Here is a 15,546-nt window from a genome sequence, read left to right on the forward strand (position 1 = left end):
AACCGGTCAGGTCCGGCGAAACAGCGCATCGATATCGGCGGCGAAGCGTTCGGTCACAACTGGACGCTTGATCTTCAAGGTGGCCGTCAATTCCCCGTCCGCCTCGGTGAGGTCGCGGTCGAGGATGACGAACCGTTTGATCGACTCGGCGTGGGAGACGGTGGTATTCGCGTCGTCGACGGCATCCTGAAGCTCCGCGCGCAATTCCTCGTCTTCGCGCAGATCGGCGACCGATGCGTCGACAGGTCGCCCGTGAGCTGCCTTCCACTTGTCGAATTCCTGGGGGTCGACGGTGAGCAGCGCACCGATGAACGGGCGACCGTCACCCACGACCACGGCCTGCGACACCAGTGTGTGCGAGCGCAGCCGATCCTCGAGGGGCCCCGGTGACACGTTCTTGCCCCCTGCGGTGATCAGAAGGTCCTTCTTGCGTCCGGTGATGGTGAGAAAGCCTTCGTCGTCGAGGTAGCCCAGATCACCGGTGCGGAACCAGCCGTCGTGCAGCGCCTCCCGAGTGGCGTGCTCGTTGCGCCAGTAGCCGCCGAAGACGACGTCACCGCACAATTCGATCTCACCGTCCTCGGCGACGCGCACACCCTGTCCGCCGAGCGGCCTGCCCACCGTCCCGATCTTCTGCGCCCCGGGAACGTTCACACAATGCGCGGCAGTGGATTCGGTGAGTCCGTAGCCTTCGTACACGGGTACGCCCATCCCGCGAAAGAAATGCCCGAGGCTCGGCATGAGCGCTCCGCCTCCCGAGATCGCCCACCAGCAGTCGCCGCCCAAGGCTGCCCGCAGCCTCGCGTAGACCAACTTGTCGGCGACGGCGCGGCGCAGCGCGAGCAACGGTCCCGGCCCACCGTTGTCCTGGGCCCGGCTGTACTCGACGGCCGTCGTCTCGGCGAAGTCGAAGATCCGCTTCTGCAGGCCACCACCGGATGCCGCCTTACGGGCGGCACCGTCGCGCACCTTCTCGAAGACCCGTGGAACACCGAGGATCGTATGCGGGCGAAAACGTTCGAATTCTCCCGTGACCGTCCCGAAATCGGACCAGTGTGCCTGGGTGGCCCCGGCCTCGAACATCGCCAGGGACACCGCCCGGGCGAGGACGTGTGCCAGGGGAAGGAAGGTGAGGACACGGTTGCCGGGACGCGCCACGTCCCCGATCGGCGCAGCGAGGAGGGCCCGCACCTCCGACAAGAAGTTGCGGTGCGTGAGAATGCACCCTTTGGGTCTTCCGGTGGTACCGGAGGTATATACCAGCGACGCGAGGTCGCCGGCGGTCAGCGCGACGACTCGCTTGAACACCTCGGAGTCGTCGACCGAGCGTCCGTCCTTGATGAGGGTGCCCACCGCATCTTCGTCGATGGTGAAGATGTGCTTCAACGTGTACGGGATGCCGTCGCCCTCGAAACTCGCCGCATGAGCCGGCGTCTCCACCACGGCAGCCACCGCCCCGGAGTCCTCGATGATCCACCGGATCTGATCGGGCGACGAGGAGTCGTAGACCGGAACCGAGGCCGCACCGGTCGCCCAGATGGCGTAGTCGAGCAAGGACCACTCGAACCGAGTGGACGACAGCAGTGCTACCCGGTCGCCCGGTCGGACACCATGGCTGATGAGGCCCTTCGCGACCCCGGTGACGAGTGCGGCGAAATCCTTGGCCGTCACGTCGACCCAGCCATTGGCCTCCGGTCGGGCGTACATCACCCGGTCGGGCGTGCTCTCGGCATGTGCGAACACCGTCAAGACCGCGTTCTCGTGCTCGGAGACGCTGAAGGTCGGCGGGCTCGTGAACTCACGCACGGGTGTCGTCTCCGTTGCTTCCGAAGGTCGAGGGGCGCCGCGAAGGGTCGTCGCCGCCATGGCGGAATCGGCGCAGATGATCGGCGAACGCGGCGATGTCACGGTCCGACCAGGACGCCATCCGGTCGCGCACCTCCTCTACCCGTCGGGCATCCGCACCCGCAAGCACGGCGACACCGGCGTCGGTGAGGGTCAGCGGATGGCCGCTGCGAAGCGGTCCGGCCTCGGCCCGCACCCACCCCTCGTCGATGCAGACACGCAGCTGGCGCGACACCGTGGAGCGGTGCACTCCGAAGGACTCGGAGATCTGGGTGGCCCGGCACCCGGGATTGCGGGCGATGTACGAGAGCAGCGAATGTTGAGCGAATGTCGGCGAACCCGCCGGAGGTCCGTCGCCGGCGACGAGCTGGCGGACGAGCCGGACGAGTTCGTCATGGACAGCCACGACGCCCGATGCGGACGACTCACCCGATTCGACCTCGTTGTGTTGCACACTGCAACTATATCGAGACTCCCGCGCCTCGGCCACCCGCACCCACTTCCCTTGCCGCTCCTCGACCCGCCGCGGCGGCCGACACAGTCACGCGTGGTGCTCATACTGCTATCCCCGACCCGGAAAAACCCGAAAGCGGGAAACCCTCGAGGGTCACAATTGGAGAACGCTTCGCCCAGTGCCGACTCCCGATGCTGCGGCGGTATCTGCCCGGCATCGCTCAGAACCTTCTGTGCACGGGCTCCGGGTCCAGCTATCGGCCAGCAGCAAACCGCCGCATAAATTCGTTGCGACGGACAGAATTCTCGCGGCAGTCTGTCGAACATGCTCATACGACGGGAAACTGCCCACGACGTCGCCGCGATCGCCGAGGTCCATCGCCAGGCCTTCGACGGCGACGCCCCCGTCGAGGTCGACCTCGTCGAGCGACTCCGGTCGAGCCAGGCGTGGATTCCGCCGCTGTCCTTCGTCGCCGAGTGGCACGAGTCGGTGATCGGACACGTGTGTCTGACCCGGGCCACCGTTGCTTCGACGCCGGTGCTGGCATTGGGCCCCCTCGGTGTGCTGCCGGGCCACCAGCGCGGTGGGGTCGGTTCGGCGCTCATGCATGCCGCCCTCGGCGCCGCTGATTCCCGTGACGAACCGCTGGTAGCACTGCTGGGCCACCTCGAGTACTACCCCCGGTTCGGGTTCGTCGCCGGATCCTCCCTCGGGATCGAACCGGACGAGCCTTCCTGGTCGTCCCATTTCCAGGTTCGCCGTCTCACTACCTGGGACTCCGCCCTGTCGGGAATGTTCCGGTACGCCGCGCCGTTCTATCAACTCTGAGGCGAGTGGACAGTGTGCAGCCCCCGAGCCGCTGGTAGTTTGCCAATAGACAAGCAGGATCCGAGGTAACGACAGTGACGAACGCCGCCGACAGCGTCCGAACGGGCGACGTCGTCGACACGTCCGTGACGACGACCATCGTCCGGCGGGTCAGCCAGGGGTGCGAAGAAGAATTCGCCGATTGGATTCAGGTCGGCCTCGGTCTGGCACGCCTCTTCCCCGGTTTCCTCGGCGGCGGATGGCTCAAGGAGAGCAGCACGTCCGCTGTGTGCGTCATCGTCCTCAAGTTCGAGACGCAGGCGGCCCTGGACAATTGGCTGACGTCTTCGCTGCGGAACGGATGGTTGCGGACCGGCGAGAACATCGCCGTCGAAGATTCCACCGACCGGATATCGAGCATCGCGGGATTGTTCGACCCACCCCGGCCCGCGGACCGGTTGCCCGACTCCGGTACGCCCACACCCAGCTAGACCGTGCCTGTGAGCGCACCCTCTTCCCTGCATGTCGGACTACTCGCCTACGGTGACTGACGTGACGTCGCCTTGGTCGGAGGGACAGGTCGCATCGGTCGCGACCGATGCCGGCTCTCTCGCTGCCGCACGCACGCTCTCGGCGTCGTGGTCGGATACCGGCCACACCGGCACCGCACTGTGGGGACTGTGCCAGGGTAGCGGCAGGAGCCCATACCGCACCGTGGTCGATCTCGACGGGCCCGCCTTCTCGTGTTCGTGTCCGAGCCGGAAATTCCCCTGCAAGCATGCGCTCGGGCTACTCCTTCTCTGGTCGCAGGGGCGGGTCCCGGACGCGGCTGACTTCCCGCCGTTTGCGCGCGAATGGCTGGGACGACGGGCCACGCGGGCAAGCGAGCCCGGTCCGCCTGCTCCCCCGTCGACCGCCCAGGGGAAGTCTGCCGAACGTCGAGCCGATCGGGTGGCCGCGGGCCTCGACGAACTCGATCTGTGGCTCACCGATCAGATCCGCGGTGGGCTGGGATCCACGGACACGTCACCCGCCGCATTCGATGCCGTTGCGGCGCGAATGGTCGACGCACAGGCTCCCGGCGTCGCATCGGCGCTGCGTCGGCTCGCCTTCACTGTCGCGTTGCGCCCCGACTGGCCGGTGAGATTGCTTGCCGAGTACGCCAAGCTGCATCTACTCGTGGTCGCGCATCGTCGTCTCCCCGAACTGCCGGAGCCGTTGCGGGCGACGGTCCGCGCCCACGTGGGATACCCGGTCTCCACCGACAGGGTGCGTGGTGAACCGGCTGTGCGTGATCGGTGGATGGTGCTGGGCTCCCAGACCACCGAAGAGAAACGGCTTTTCACCCGCAAGGTGTGGTTACTCGGCCGGGATCACGGCCGTTGGGCACTCTTGCTCGATTTCGCCCACGGCACACCGAACTTCGCGAACGCCGTTCCGCCGCTCGGTTCCCTCGTCGACGCGGATCTGCACTTCTATCCCGGCGCCGCGCCGTTGCGCGCGCAGTGGGGCGCCGGCCACGGTGCGGCAGAGCCGTTCACGACGCTTCCCGCGGGAGGCATCGACCCGGCCCTCGACGCCTTCGCCCACGTCATCGGCGCCGACCCGTGGGTTCGTTCGTGGCCCGTGTTGCTGGGCGGTGTCACGCCGACGATCACGGACGAGGGATGGCTGCTGGTCGACGCCGAAGGGCGAGCGTTGCCGGTCACCGGTGACGAGAGAAATCTGTGGACACTGCTCGGCATCTCCGGCGGCCACCCGGTCACCGTGTGCGGTGACTGGAACAGTGAGGCACTGACTCCGGTGTCCGTGTTCGACCGCGGTGTCGTCCACTCGCTCGTATCCGCAACGGCACCGTCCGTCTCGACCCGCACGGCAGGCAGAAGACGATGAGCGAGCTTCTGTCGACGGCTCTCCTGGGTACGGCCCGGTCCACTCCCGCACTGCAGGACCTCGCCACGGGGCAACTGGCGCGATCGATTACCGGCGATCCTGCCGAAGTGCTGCTGGGCGCGGCCGCTCTGGAAAATGCCCATCGAGCCGGCGGGGTCACCGCCTCCCTGCACGTCGTGCCTGCGCCCGCCGACGAGGACGACCGAGTGCAACTGCCCCCGGCGGCGGCCGACCACCTGATGCAACTGCTCGCCGCCAAGTCGTGGACACTGACGGAGTGGTTCGCCGTAGCCGTCGAGCGCGGGTACCGGGCGCCGGATCATCTCGTCGCCGACCTGATGTCCGCGGCACGGAGCAACGACACGCACCGGGAGAACATTCTCCGACTCACCGGACCACGCGGACAGTGGCTGGCCGCCCAGAACCCGGAATGGTCGATGCTCCGGCGGACAGCCGATCGCCTCGAGGTGTGGCATCGCGGCTCCCATCCGGAACGTCTGCAGTGGCTCACGGCGATGCGCTCGGTGAATCCGGCGGCCGCCACGGCGGAACTGCGACGAACGTGGGATACCGAACGCGGCGAGCACCGGGCCGCGTTCATCGCAGCACTGGCCACCGGGCTCGGCGACGCGGACGCCGCCCTCCTCGAGCACGCACTCGACGACCGGCGTAAAGATGTTCGCCAGCATGCAGTCCAGTTGCTGCGCCAACTTCCCCGCTCGGCGTACGCGCAGCGGATGGCCTCCCGCGCCCGCGCGTGGGTGCGGGTGGAGAAGAAGCCTCTCCGCACCCGCCTCGTGGTAAACATGCCGGGTTCGCTCGATGATTCGGCGCGGCGTGACGGCATCGAAAACGTGCACTTCAAGAACAAGGGAATTCGGAGTTGGTGGCTGCGAATAGTGGTCACCGCGGCACCACTGTCGGTGTGGGACGACATGATCGGATCCGCATCCCAGGCCCTGGACATCCGCATCGAGGACCAATGGCGTGATGTGATGACCGAGGCCTGGGTCAACGCGACAGTGATGCAGCGCAACCCGCGATGGGCGTCCGCCTTCCTGCACAAACAGGGCAGGCAAACCGAGCGGCGCGTCGTCCCCCTCGTTCCCGCCGGTGAGCGGCTGGAGTACATACTCGCCGGCCACGCCGACTCCTACCTGCTGGGCGTGGACGGGGCGGCACTGTTCGACGATCTCCCGCACCCGTGGCCCCTCGAACTTGCGCAACGCATCATCGCCCGATTCGAGGACATCGCGGTGCGGCACGCCTCGACAGGCAAGGAGCTCGGACAATTGTCCCGGCACAGCCACTACTCGACGCTGCGCAGCGCCGAGACACACTTCCCGTTCAGTGCGGTTCCCCTGCTCCACGCGGCCACCGAACGCACCCGCGACCCCGGCTGGCAGCAGGCGTTCTCGACGGCCGCCGCCAACATCGAACACCGCCGAACGCTGCTGAAGGAGCTCGAGTGACCGAGATCGTGGCCGGCCAGGCCGACCTGCTGCGTCCCCATGCCGAGCAGGACTACGCCGAAGAACTCGCGACCCTCGCCGCCCAGGACACCCGGCCGCGGCCGCCGTCCTGGAAGATGTCGCCGTGGGCCGTCGTCACGTACCTACTCGGGGGCGAACTCGACGACGGCACCGTGATCACCCCCAAATACGTCGGCCCCCGCCGGTTGATGGAAGTCGCAGTCGCTACCCTCGCCACCGATCGGGCACTCCTGCTCCTCGGTGTCCCCGGGACAGCCAAGACGTGGGTGTCCGAACATCTTTCGGCCGCGATTTCCGGAACGTCGACGCTACTGATCCAGGGAACTTCCGGAACACCGGAGGAGGCCATCCGGTACGGATGGAACTACGCCCGGCTCCTGGCCGAAGGCCCCACCGCGGGAGCCCTCGTCCCCTCCCCGGTGATGACCGCGATGGAGAGCGGCCGGATCGTCCGAGTCGAGGAGCTCACCCGGATTCCGGCCGACGTGCAGGACGCGCTCATCACCGTGCTCTCGGAGAAAACCCTGCCGGTGCCCGAATTGGGCATCGAAGTGCAGGCAGCCAAGGGTTTCAACCTGATAGCCACCGCCAACGACCGGGACCGCGGTGTGAACGACCTCTCCTCCGCACTCCGCAGGCGCTTCAACACGGTGGTCCTGCCGCTGCCCGCCAGCGAGGAGGACGAGGTCGCCATTGTCACGCGGCGCGTCGAGCAATTGGGCGCCTCACTCGAACTGCCGAAAATCCCCGCGACGGTCGACGAGATTCGCCGAGTAGTCACCGTGTTCCGCGAATTACGCTCCGGCGCCACCTCGGACGGTCGTACCAAGCTGAAGTCGCCGTCCGGAACATTGTCGACCGCGGAGGCCATCTCCGTGGTGACCAACGGACTGGCGCTCGCCACGCACTTCGGCAACGGCACGCTGGGGCCCTCCGATGTGGCCGCAGGCATCCTCGGATCCGTACTGAAGGATCCGGTGGCAGACAAGGTGGTGTGGACGGAGTATCTCGAAGCGGTTGTCCGTGAACGCGAGGACTGGTCGGACTTCTACCGAGCCTGCCGTGAGGTCACCGGGTGAGTCCCGATGTCCGTGTCTTCGGCATCCGCCATCACGGGCCCGGATCGGCACGGTCGGTGCGACGCGCACTCGAAGCGTTCACTCCCGATGCAGTCCTGATCGAAGGACCCGCGGACGCCGACCCGCTGATCACACTGACGGCCGCCGACGCCATGAAACCGCCGGTGGCATTGCTGGCCTACGCCACCGGGGAACCGCGGACGGCTGCGTTCTGGCCTTTCGCAGTGTTTTCCCCCGAGTGGCAGGCACTCTCGTGGTCCGCGGAGCACGGAGTCGACGTGCGGTTCTGTGATCTCCCGGCTGCCCACACGCTCGCCGCCGAATCCGCCGAAACCGATCGCACAGACCCGTTGGCCCAGCTCGCCGCGGCTGCCGGATACGATGACACTGAACGCTGGTGGGACGCAGTCGTCGAATCCGGCACCGGCGCAGACTCGTTCGACGCCATCACCGAAGCGATGTCCGTTCTGCGCAATGCCACCGACCTCGACGAGGAGACGAGAAGACGCGAGGCCTACATGCGCCAGACGCTGCGCAAGGCCATCAAGGGCGGCGCTCAGCGCGTGGCGGTGATCTGTGGCGCCTGGCATGCGCCGGCGCTCTCCGGGCCCCTCGGCCCCGCCACCGCCGATGCGCGAATCCTCAAGGGCCTGCCGAAGATCAAAACCTCACTGACGTGGGTTCCGTGGACCCATTCGCGTCTGTCCACGGCCTCGGGGTACGGAGCGGGCATCACCTCACCGGGTTGGTACCACCACCTCTTCACCGCCGGCGACCGAACGATCCCACGATGGCTCACCAAGGTGGCCCGCGTGCTGCGCGCCGAGGACCTCCCGGTGTCGAGCGCGCACGTCATCGAGGCGGTACGCCTGGCAGACACCCTGGCCGCCATGCGCTCACGTCCCCTGGCCGGCCTGTCCGAGGTTACCGAGGCAACCCGCGCCGTGATGTGCGACGGCAACGACGTCCTGCTCGACCTGATCACCCGGAGACTCGTGGTCGGTGAGGCACTCGGCGGCGTCCCGGACGACACACCCACCGTCCCGCTCGACGCCGACCTGCGTGCACGGGCAAAAACGCTCCGCCTCAAGCAACAGGCCACGGAGAAGACACTCGACCTCGATCTCCGCAAGGACATCGACGTCACGCGCTCCCAATTACTCCACCGTCTGCAGCTCCTGGGGGTCGGGTGGGGCGTTCCCGCGGACAGCGAGATCAACGCCACCGGGACGTTCCGCGAAACGTGGTCACTGACCTGGAAGCCGGAACTCGCCGTCGCCATCATCGAGGCATCACTCTGGGGAACGACAGTCGAGGCCGCAGCCACCGCCAAGGTGCGGGCCGAAGCGTCGGACGAGGACGTCTCCCTCGCCCAGCTCACCGCACTTCTCGAGCAGGCGCTGCTGTCGAACCTCACCGATGCGCTGCCCGAACTGCTCCGTGCGCTCGACACGGCCGCCGCCCTCGACCACGACGTGATGCATTTGATGGATGCGCTGCCGTCCCTCACCCGGACCCTCCGCTACGGCGACGTCCGCGGCACCGACATCTCGTCCCTCGCCCGCGTCAACGACAGCCTCCTGGTGCGGATCTGCGCGGGACTGGGATCGGCGCTGTCGGGATTGGACGACGACAGCGCGATCGAAATGCGCCGGGCGATCGACGGGGTCCATGCCGCCGTGATGCTCCGCGACGAGGATCGCGCGTCGAAACGATGGCTGGGCGCTCTCGCCGGGCTCGTCGATCGCAGCGATGTGAACGGCCTGGTGATCGGCCGGACGGTCCGGCTGCTCCGCGACGCCGGCGCGATCAGCGAAACCGACTCCGCGACCAGGTTGTCGCGGGCACTGTCCGTCGGCGCCACACCGTCCGCGAAGGCAGGATGGGTGGACGGCTTCCTCGGCGGCGGTGGCCTGCTTCTCGTCCACGATCGGGAACTGCTCCGCCTGCTCGATACGTGGGTATCGGGACTGGGTGATCAGGACTTCGTCGACACGCTGCCGTTGCTGCGGCGAACATTCGGCGCCTTCGACACCGGGGAACGTCAGGCGATCGGCCAGTCAGTGCAGGGCGGAAACCGAACCGAAGCTGCAGCTCCGATCGACCCGCGGCGGGCCGCAGTCGCGATCCGCACGGTGGCCGACGTTCTGGGAGTGCCGTCGTGAGCGAAGACGTCGAGCGGTTACGACGGTGGCGGTTGCTGCTCGGTGACGCCGCCGAGGAGTCGACGGGCGGGCTGGGCTCCAAATCGGATGCCGCGATGGACGGGGCGCTGTCCGCCCTCTACGACGCGAACAAGGAGGACACCGGCAGCCGTCGACGAGGTGCCGGCCTGGGAAGCTCGGCGCCGAAGGTGGCGCGGTGGCTCGGCGACATCCGGACGTACTTCCCCAGCACCGTCGTCCAGGTGATGCAGAAGGACGCCGTCGACCGGCTCGGGCTCACCGAGTTGCTGCTCGAACCCGAACTGCTCGACGCCGTCGAACCCGACGTCCACCTCGTCGGCACGCTGCTGAGCCTCAATCGGGTGATGCCCGAAACGAGCAAAGCCACCGCTCGCATGGTTGTCGACACAGTGGTCCGGCAGATCGAGGAACGCATCGCGCAGAAAACACGGACCGCGGTGACCGGCGCCATCAACCGGGCTGCGCGCACCACCAATCCGAAGCTCCGCGACGTCGATTGGAACCGCACCATCCGCGCCAACCTCGCCCACTATCTTCCCGAGTACAAGACCGTAGTGCCGGAACGGATGATCGGGTACGGACGTCGATCACCGTCGGTGCACCGCGACGTCGTCCTCGCCATCGACCAGTCGGGGTCGATGGCGTCGAGCGTCGTCTACGCCTCCGTCTTCGGCGCCGTTCTCGCATCGATGCGCGCATTGAAAACTTCGCTCGTCGTCTTCGACACTGCGGTCGTGGATCTGACAGACAAACTGTCCGATCCCGTGGACGTCCTCTTCGGCACGCAGCTCGGCGGCGGCACCGACATCAACAGGGCCATCGCCTACAGCCAGTCGCTGATCGACAGACCGACCGAATCGCTGTTCGTGCTCATCTCGGACCTGTACGAGGGCGGAATCCGCGGCGAGATGCTGCGGCGGATGTCTGCCATGAAGACTGCCGGGGTCCAGGTGATCGTGCTGCTGGCACTGTCCGACGACGGCGCCCCGTCGTTCGACCACGACAACGCGGCGGCCCTGAGTGTTCTCGGGATTCCCGCGTTCGCCTGCACACCGGACAAGTTCCCGGAACTGCTGGCGCTCGCACTGGAACGCGGCGACATTCGCAGGTGGGCAGACAGTCTTCAAAGGGAGTGACGCGGGTCTAGCCGGCGGCCATTCGGCGGTCGCTGTGCAGTTCGGGGTGCGCGTCGGCGCGAATCCTGAGCAGGACAAGACCGGAGACTGAAGCGACGATCAGCGACGCGACCGTCCACTGAACGTGCAGTTCGGAAATCCCGACTCCCGCACCGACGAGTCCCACGAAAAGCAGGCTCCACATGATCGCTTTGACTGGACCGGACCCCATGGCAATACTCCTTCACCGAGATTACGAACGTCCCCCGTGAGTTCTGGCGTTGCGCGCAGAACGTTATCCGCGTCACACCACCACCACCCGCGCGACACGTCGGAAACGCCGTAATTCGATACCAAGCCGAGACCAACCCCTGTGAGTACTTATTAACCGCCCGGGTTAATAAGTACTCACAGGGGCTTTTAAATAATGCTGATGGTCCCCTGGGTGGTCGCCGACGCGAGGACGCGGAGATGGTCGTCGGAGCCGCCGAGGGTGTGTTCGATGGCGGTGAGCCTGCTGACGTAGTGCCCGACCGGATACTCCGCGGTCATACCGATGCCACCGTGCATCTGGATCGCTTCCTGCCCGATCTTGCGGGCCGAACGCCCGATCTGCAGCTTCGCACGAGAGGCGACCACCGGGTCGACGGTTCCGTCGGCCAGCGACATCGTCGCGTACAGACTCATGCTGCGAGCCAGTTCCAGCAGCACATACATATCCGCCGCCCGGTGTGTCAGGGTCTGGAATTTCGCGATCGGGACACCGAACTGCTTGCGGGTTTTCAGGTACTCGGTCGTCAACCGCAACGCTTCCTCCATCGCGCCGACCGCCTCCGCGCACAACGCCGCCTGCGCCCGGATCTGCGCGCCCTCGATCGCCGACGACGCATCGCCGCCCTCACCGAGCGGCTCCGCCGGAGTATCCGACAGTTCGATCTGCGCGGCGCGCAGTCCGTCGTGAGTCGCGTAACCCGTGCGGGTAAGCCCGTGAGCGTCGGCGTCGACGAGGAACAGCCCGACCCCACCACCGGGGAGTGTCGCCGTGACGACTAGCGTGTTCGCGCTTCCCCCGTGCAGGACAGGGTTCTTGATCCCCGACACCGTCCAGGAGTCGCCGTCCTGCTTCGCGGTCGTGGAGACTCGGGTGGAGGGCCACCGCACCCCCGGTTCCCGATCGGCGAACGCCAGCAACAGGTTGCCCTCCGACACCTCCGGCAGGATTCGGCGGCGCTGCTCCGTGCTGCCTACCGCAGCGATCAACCCGCCCGGAACGAGCACCGCGTCGAGGACGGGTTCCGGGGCGAGCCGGCGGCCGATCTCGGTCATCACCGACGCCACCTCGACTGGACCGGCGCCCATTCCGCCGTCATCCTCGGCGAAGCTCAAACCGAGTAGTCCCACCTCGGCGAGTTGCTTCCACACCTGCGGGCTCCACCCCTGCTCGGTGTCGGTGACGGCGTTACGCTTCTCCGCGTCGTAACTGCGGCCGAGCAGTTCCCTGGTGGTGTCACGCAGCAGTTTCTGTTCGTCGGTCAGTTCGAAATCCATGACACACCCCTCACAATCCGAGGATCGAGGAGGCGATGATGCTGCGCTGCACTTCGCTCGATCCGCTGTAGATGGATACCTTGCGGTAGTTCAGATACGTCGGTGCCGTCCGCTGCGCCCAGAGCGGCGAGGCAATCCCCTCACCGGCCGCGAAGGGCAGCGAGTCCGGTCCCGCGACATCGGTCAACAACTCCAGCGTTGCCTGTTGCAGCTCGGACCCCCGCAGCTTCAGCAACGACGACGCCGGATTCGGCTTCCCGTCGGCCGAACTCGCCACCACCCGCAACTGCGTCAACTCCAACGCGATGATCTCGTTCTCGAGTTCCGCGACTCGCGCGGCAAACAGCGGATCCTCCAGCAAGGTGCCGTCCCCGACTGCAATTTCCGCGGCGCGTTTCTTCGCCTGCGCCACACGCACCTTGGAAAATCCGAGCCGGGTCACCCCGGTGCGCTCGTTGCCGAGGAGGAACTTCGCGTAACTCCAGCCCTGGTTCTCTTCGCCCACGAGATTCTCCGCCGGCACCCGAACGTCCTCGAAAAACACCTCGTTGACTTCGTGGCCGCCGTCGATGAGTTTGATCGGGCGCACCGTCACCCCAGGCGTACTCAGGTCGACGAGGATGAACGAGATACCGGCCTGCTTCTTGGGCGCATCCGGATTGGTGCGAGCGAGAACGAAGATCCAATCCGCGTGCTGCGCCAGCGTGGTCCACGTCTTCTGACCGTTGATCACATACTCGTCGCCGTCACGGACTGCGCGGGTCTTCAGCGACGCCAGGTCCGAGCCGGCCTCGGGCTCGGAGAACCCCTGGCACCACCAGATGTCGAGATTCGCGGTCGGCGGCAGGAACTTTTCCTTCTGCTCCTGTGAACCGAACGCCGCAATCACCGGGCCGACCATGCCGGTATTGAACGCGAGCGGCTCGGGCACCGACGCCAACTGCAACTCTTCCAACCAGATGTGCTTTTGCACCGGCGTCCAGTCCCGGCCGCCCCACTCCACCGGCCAATGCGGCGTCGCGAGCCCGTTGGCATTCAGGATCCGCTGCGACTCGACGAACCCCTCCCTCCCCACCTCTTCTCCGCGCGCATACCGCTCACGGATCTCCGCCGGAATCTGCGTGGTGAAGAACGTTCGCATCTCGTCACGGAACGCCAGCTCCTCGTCGGTCAAAGCCAGATTCATCGGGATTCCTTCGCACTCGAGGTCGGATTCATGTTCTGGATCCGACGTTACTCCCTCGTGCGGCTCCCCCGCCCGTGAGTACTTGTTAACCGGCCACGGTTTGTTGAGTCTGGGGACATGTGAGACAGATGATGTCCACCCAGATGTGAGACACGCTGCTGTCGATTGAGGTATGAGGCACCTGACTGGTCGTGGACTTGGTTCATGACCGGAACGGAAGCCGTCATGGAACTGCTCCACGCCCTGCTGGTGGTCTCGCAGACCACCGGCGCCGACATGTTCGACGGGAACTTCGCCCGCTGGTGCACCGACCACGGGATCTCCCGCGCCACCGCCTACCGGCACAAGAAACGGATCGAGGAGGACGGCCGGTGGACCGCCCGGTCCCGCCGGCCGTCTTCCTGCCCGCACGCCACCGCGTGGGAGGTGGAGGCCGAGATCGTGCGGCTTCGCCTCAACCTGCCCCATCACGAGCGCGGCGCCGACACCATCGCCTACCACCTGAACGCGGTCGCCGAGAAACAACACTGGTCCGAGCAGGGCTGGACCATCCCGTCCCGGGCCACGATCAACAAGATCCTCACCCGCTACCACCTGGTCGTCCCCGAGCCGAAGAAACGCCCGAAATCGTCCTACCGCCGGTTCTGCTACCGCAAACCCCGCGACTGCTATCAGATCGACGCCACCGAAGTTCGGTTGGCGACCGGAGCCAAGGCCACCGTCTTCGAGGTCCTCGACGACTGCACCCGCACCCTGGTCGCCACCCGGGTCGCGGACGCCGAGACCGCCGCCGGGGCGATCGCGGCGATCATCGCCGCGTTCACCGACTTCGGGGTTCCGGCACTGGTACTCGCCGACAACGGCAGCGCGTTCACCTCCCGCCGCACCAAGGGCGGTACCTCGGGCTTCACCCGGGTCGTGAAGCGGGCCGGGGCGCGGCTGATCCACTCCACCCCATACCACCCACAGACCTGCGGGAAGGTCGAACGCCACCACCGCACCTTCAAGCAATGGTTGGCCACTCACCCCACCCAACCGACCACTCTGATCGAACTGCAGCAGCTCTGCGACACCTACCAGCGGTTCTACAACACCGACCGCCCGCACAGTGCGGTCAAGATGCCGCCACTGCAGGCCTGGCAGAACGCGCCACTCCTCGGTGGGCCACAAGCACTTCCGATCCAACACGACGCCACCGTGCACGCCCTGATCGTCTCCTCCGCCGGCACCGTGTGCATCGACTCCCACACCCGACTGAGCGTCGGCCGGCGCAGAGCCGGGCATACCATCACCCTGCTCCACGACGACGACCACGTCACCGCCTACACCGCCGACGGCAACGTGATCGGACACCTACACCTCGACCACACCAAGCGCTACCAAGGACAACTCCAACCCGCCTAAAATCTGTCTCGCATCTACGTAGACACCCGTGTCTCATATCAACGTAGACAGCACAAACCGGCCACGGTTAACAAGTACTCACGGGTCAAGCGGTGCGAAGGACCAGCAGATACGCACCACCGGCGGCGTCGATCTGCGACTCCACCCGCAGGTCCGGAGCCAACCGGGACAACCGGTCGAGCAGCCACTCCGACGCCTCTTCGGCATCCGACTTTCCCGGGCAGCGCGCCACCGCGACACGTCCGCCTTTGCGGCTCAACTGCTCGACCACGCCGATGATCGGTGCGGGATCGACGACGAACAACCGGTCCGGCCACGGCACGACCGGCTTGACCGCGCCCTTCTTGGTGTTGCACGCGCGGTGCGCCAGGCGTTCGGCGCCGCCCTTCGCCTTCGCCTTCTTCGCGGTGACAACGCTGTCGATACTTGGTCCGCGCGGATCGTTGACCGACATGTCGGGATCCACCGGTTCGTCACACAGCCAGCAGCGCCACGATGCGCGTTCGCCGACCTCTTGGAGGGTGCTCATGCGCGCA

Annotated in this window: 14 protein-coding genes; 8 read left to right on the plus strand and 6 right to left on the minus strand. The window is 66.5% G+C overall.

What is annotated here, in order from left to right; translation table 11 throughout:
• Positions 1-6: 6 nt before the first annotated feature.
• On the minus strand, positions 7-1,806 hold the full coding sequence (locus tag L1080_RS16960) for an AMP-dependent synthetase/ligase (RefSeq protein ID WP_250776245.1): 1,800 nt from the start codon (positions 1,804-1,806) through the stop codon (positions 7-9).
• Positions 1,799-2,341 carry a MarR family winged helix-turn-helix transcriptional regulator gene (locus L1080_RS16965; RefSeq protein WP_250776247.1) on the minus strand — a complete coding sequence of 181 codons (543 nt, stop codon included), beginning with the start codon at positions 2,339-2,341 and terminating at the stop codon, positions 1,799-1,801. The genes L1080_RS16960 and L1080_RS16965 overlap by 8 nt, the downstream gene beginning before the upstream one ends.
• Before the next feature lie 282 nt (positions 2,342-2,623).
• Between L1080_RS16965 and L1080_RS16970 the strand changes: the two genes are divergently transcribed.
• The 7 genes from L1080_RS16970 to L1080_RS17000 all read left to right on the plus strand — a co-directional run bounded on the left by L1080_RS16970 (position 2,624) and on the right by L1080_RS17000 (position 10,893).
• Positions 2,624-3,127 carry a GNAT family N-acetyltransferase gene (locus L1080_RS16970; RefSeq protein ID WP_159920469.1) on the plus strand — a complete coding sequence of 168 codons (504 nt, stop codon included), beginning with the start codon at positions 2,624-2,626 and terminating at the stop codon, positions 3,125-3,127.
• Between the two features lie 74 nt (positions 3,128-3,201).
• A complete protein-coding gene (locus L1080_RS16975; RefSeq protein ID WP_159920467.1) occupies positions 3,202-3,597 on the plus strand; it encodes an antibiotic biosynthesis monooxygenase in 396 nt (131 codons plus the stop codon).
• Positions 3,598-3,658: 61 nt separating this feature from the next.
• Positions 3,659-4,999 (plus strand): SWIM zinc finger family protein, encoded by a 1,341-nt coding sequence (locus L1080_RS16980; protein WP_250776249.1) that lies wholly within the window; start codon positions 3,659-3,661, stop codon positions 4,997-4,999.
• On the plus strand, positions 4,996-6,471 hold the full coding sequence (locus L1080_RS16985) for a DUF5691 domain-containing protein (RefSeq protein WP_250776251.1): 1,476 nt from the start codon (positions 4,996-4,998) through the stop codon (positions 6,469-6,471). The genes L1080_RS16980 and L1080_RS16985 overlap by 4 nt, the downstream gene beginning before the upstream one ends.
• Complete coding sequence (locus L1080_RS16990) at positions 6,468-7,571, plus strand: ATP-binding protein (protein WP_250776253.1); 1,104 nt, start codon at positions 6,468-6,470, stop codon at positions 7,569-7,571. Before L1080_RS16985 ends, L1080_RS16990 begins: the two co-directional genes overlap by 4 nt.
• Complete coding sequence (locus tag L1080_RS16995; RefSeq protein WP_250776255.1) at positions 7,568-9,736, plus strand: DUF5682 family protein; 2,169 nt, start codon at positions 7,568-7,570, stop codon at positions 9,734-9,736. The genes L1080_RS16990 and L1080_RS16995 overlap by 4 nt, the downstream gene beginning before the upstream one ends.
• Entirely contained in the window at positions 9,733-10,893 is a 1,161-nt protein-coding gene (locus L1080_RS17000; protein ID WP_250776257.1) for a VWA domain-containing protein, read from the plus strand. Before L1080_RS16995 ends, L1080_RS17000 begins: the two co-directional genes overlap by 4 nt.
• 7 nt (positions 10,894-10,900) lie before the next feature.
• Here L1080_RS17000 and L1080_RS17005 read toward each other — a convergent pair whose 3' ends face one another.
• From L1080_RS17005 to L1080_RS17015, 3 genes are all read right to left on the minus strand, one after another.
• The gene (locus L1080_RS17005) at positions 10,901-11,104 is read right to left on the minus strand and encodes a hypothetical protein (protein WP_109328063.1); all 204 of its coding nucleotides are present in this window, start codon (positions 11,102-11,104) and stop codon (positions 10,901-10,903) included.
• Between the two features lie 188 nt (positions 11,105-11,292).
• On the minus strand, positions 11,293-12,420 hold the full coding sequence (locus L1080_RS17010; RefSeq protein ID WP_159920457.1) for an acyl-CoA dehydrogenase family protein: 1,128 nt from the start codon (positions 12,418-12,420) through the stop codon (positions 11,293-11,295).
• Between the two features lie 10 nt (positions 12,421-12,430).
• A complete protein-coding gene (locus L1080_RS17015; protein ID WP_159920455.1) occupies positions 12,431-13,606 on the minus strand; it encodes an acyl-CoA dehydrogenase family protein in 1,176 nt (391 codons plus the stop codon).
• 204 nt (positions 13,607-13,810) lie between these two features.
• Here L1080_RS17015 and L1080_RS17020 point away from each other — a divergent pair, with 204 nt between their 5' ends.
• Complete coding sequence (locus L1080_RS17020; protein ID WP_459031198.1) at positions 13,811-15,010, plus strand: DDE-type integrase/transposase/recombinase; 1,200 nt, start codon at positions 13,811-13,813, stop codon at positions 15,008-15,010.
• An 85-nt stretch (positions 15,011-15,095) separates the two neighbouring features.
• Here L1080_RS17020 and L1080_RS17025 read toward each other — a convergent pair whose 3' ends face one another.
• Entirely contained in the window at positions 15,096-15,539 is a 444-nt protein-coding gene (locus tag L1080_RS17025) for a hypothetical protein (RefSeq protein ID WP_201453529.1), read from the minus strand.
• Between the last annotated feature and the right edge of the window lie 7 nt (positions 15,540-15,546).

This window comes from Rhodococcus sp. MSC1_016 (assembly GCF_023667485.2).
GTDB classification, from domain to species: Bacteria; Actinomycetota; Actinomycetes; order Mycobacteriales; family Mycobacteriaceae; genus Rhodococcus_F; species Rhodococcus_F oxybenzonivorans.

What these genes read in the sequence shown, in the direction of transcription:
- L1080_RS17005 (WP_109328063.1), bottom strand. Translation starts at nt 11,104, where the DNA reads ATGGGGTCCGGTCCAGTCAAAGCGATCATGTGGAGCCTGCTTTTCGTG.
- L1080_RS17010 (WP_159920457.1), bottom strand. Translation starts at nt 12,420, where the DNA reads ATGGATTTCGAACTGACCGACGAACAGAAACTGCTGCGTGACACCACC.
- L1080_RS16985 (WP_250776251.1), top strand. Translation starts at nt 4,996, where the DNA reads ATGAGCGAGCTTCTGTCGACGGCTCTCCTGGGTACGGCCCGGTCCACT.
- L1080_RS17025 (WP_201453529.1), bottom strand. Translation starts at nt 15,539, where the DNA reads ATGAGCACCCTCCAAGAGGTCGGCGAACGCGCATCGTGGCGCTGCTGG.
- L1080_RS17020 (WP_459031198.1), top strand. Translation starts at nt 13,811, where the DNA reads ATGACCGGAACGGAAGCCGTCATGGAACTGCTCCACGCCCTGCTGGTG.
- L1080_RS16970 (WP_159920469.1), top strand. Translation starts at nt 2,624, where the DNA reads ATGCTCATACGACGGGAAACTGCCCACGACGTCGCCGCGATCGCCGAG.
- L1080_RS17015 (WP_159920455.1), bottom strand. Translation starts at nt 13,606, where the DNA reads ATGAATCTGGCTTTGACCGACGAGGAGCTGGCGTTCCGTGACGAGATG.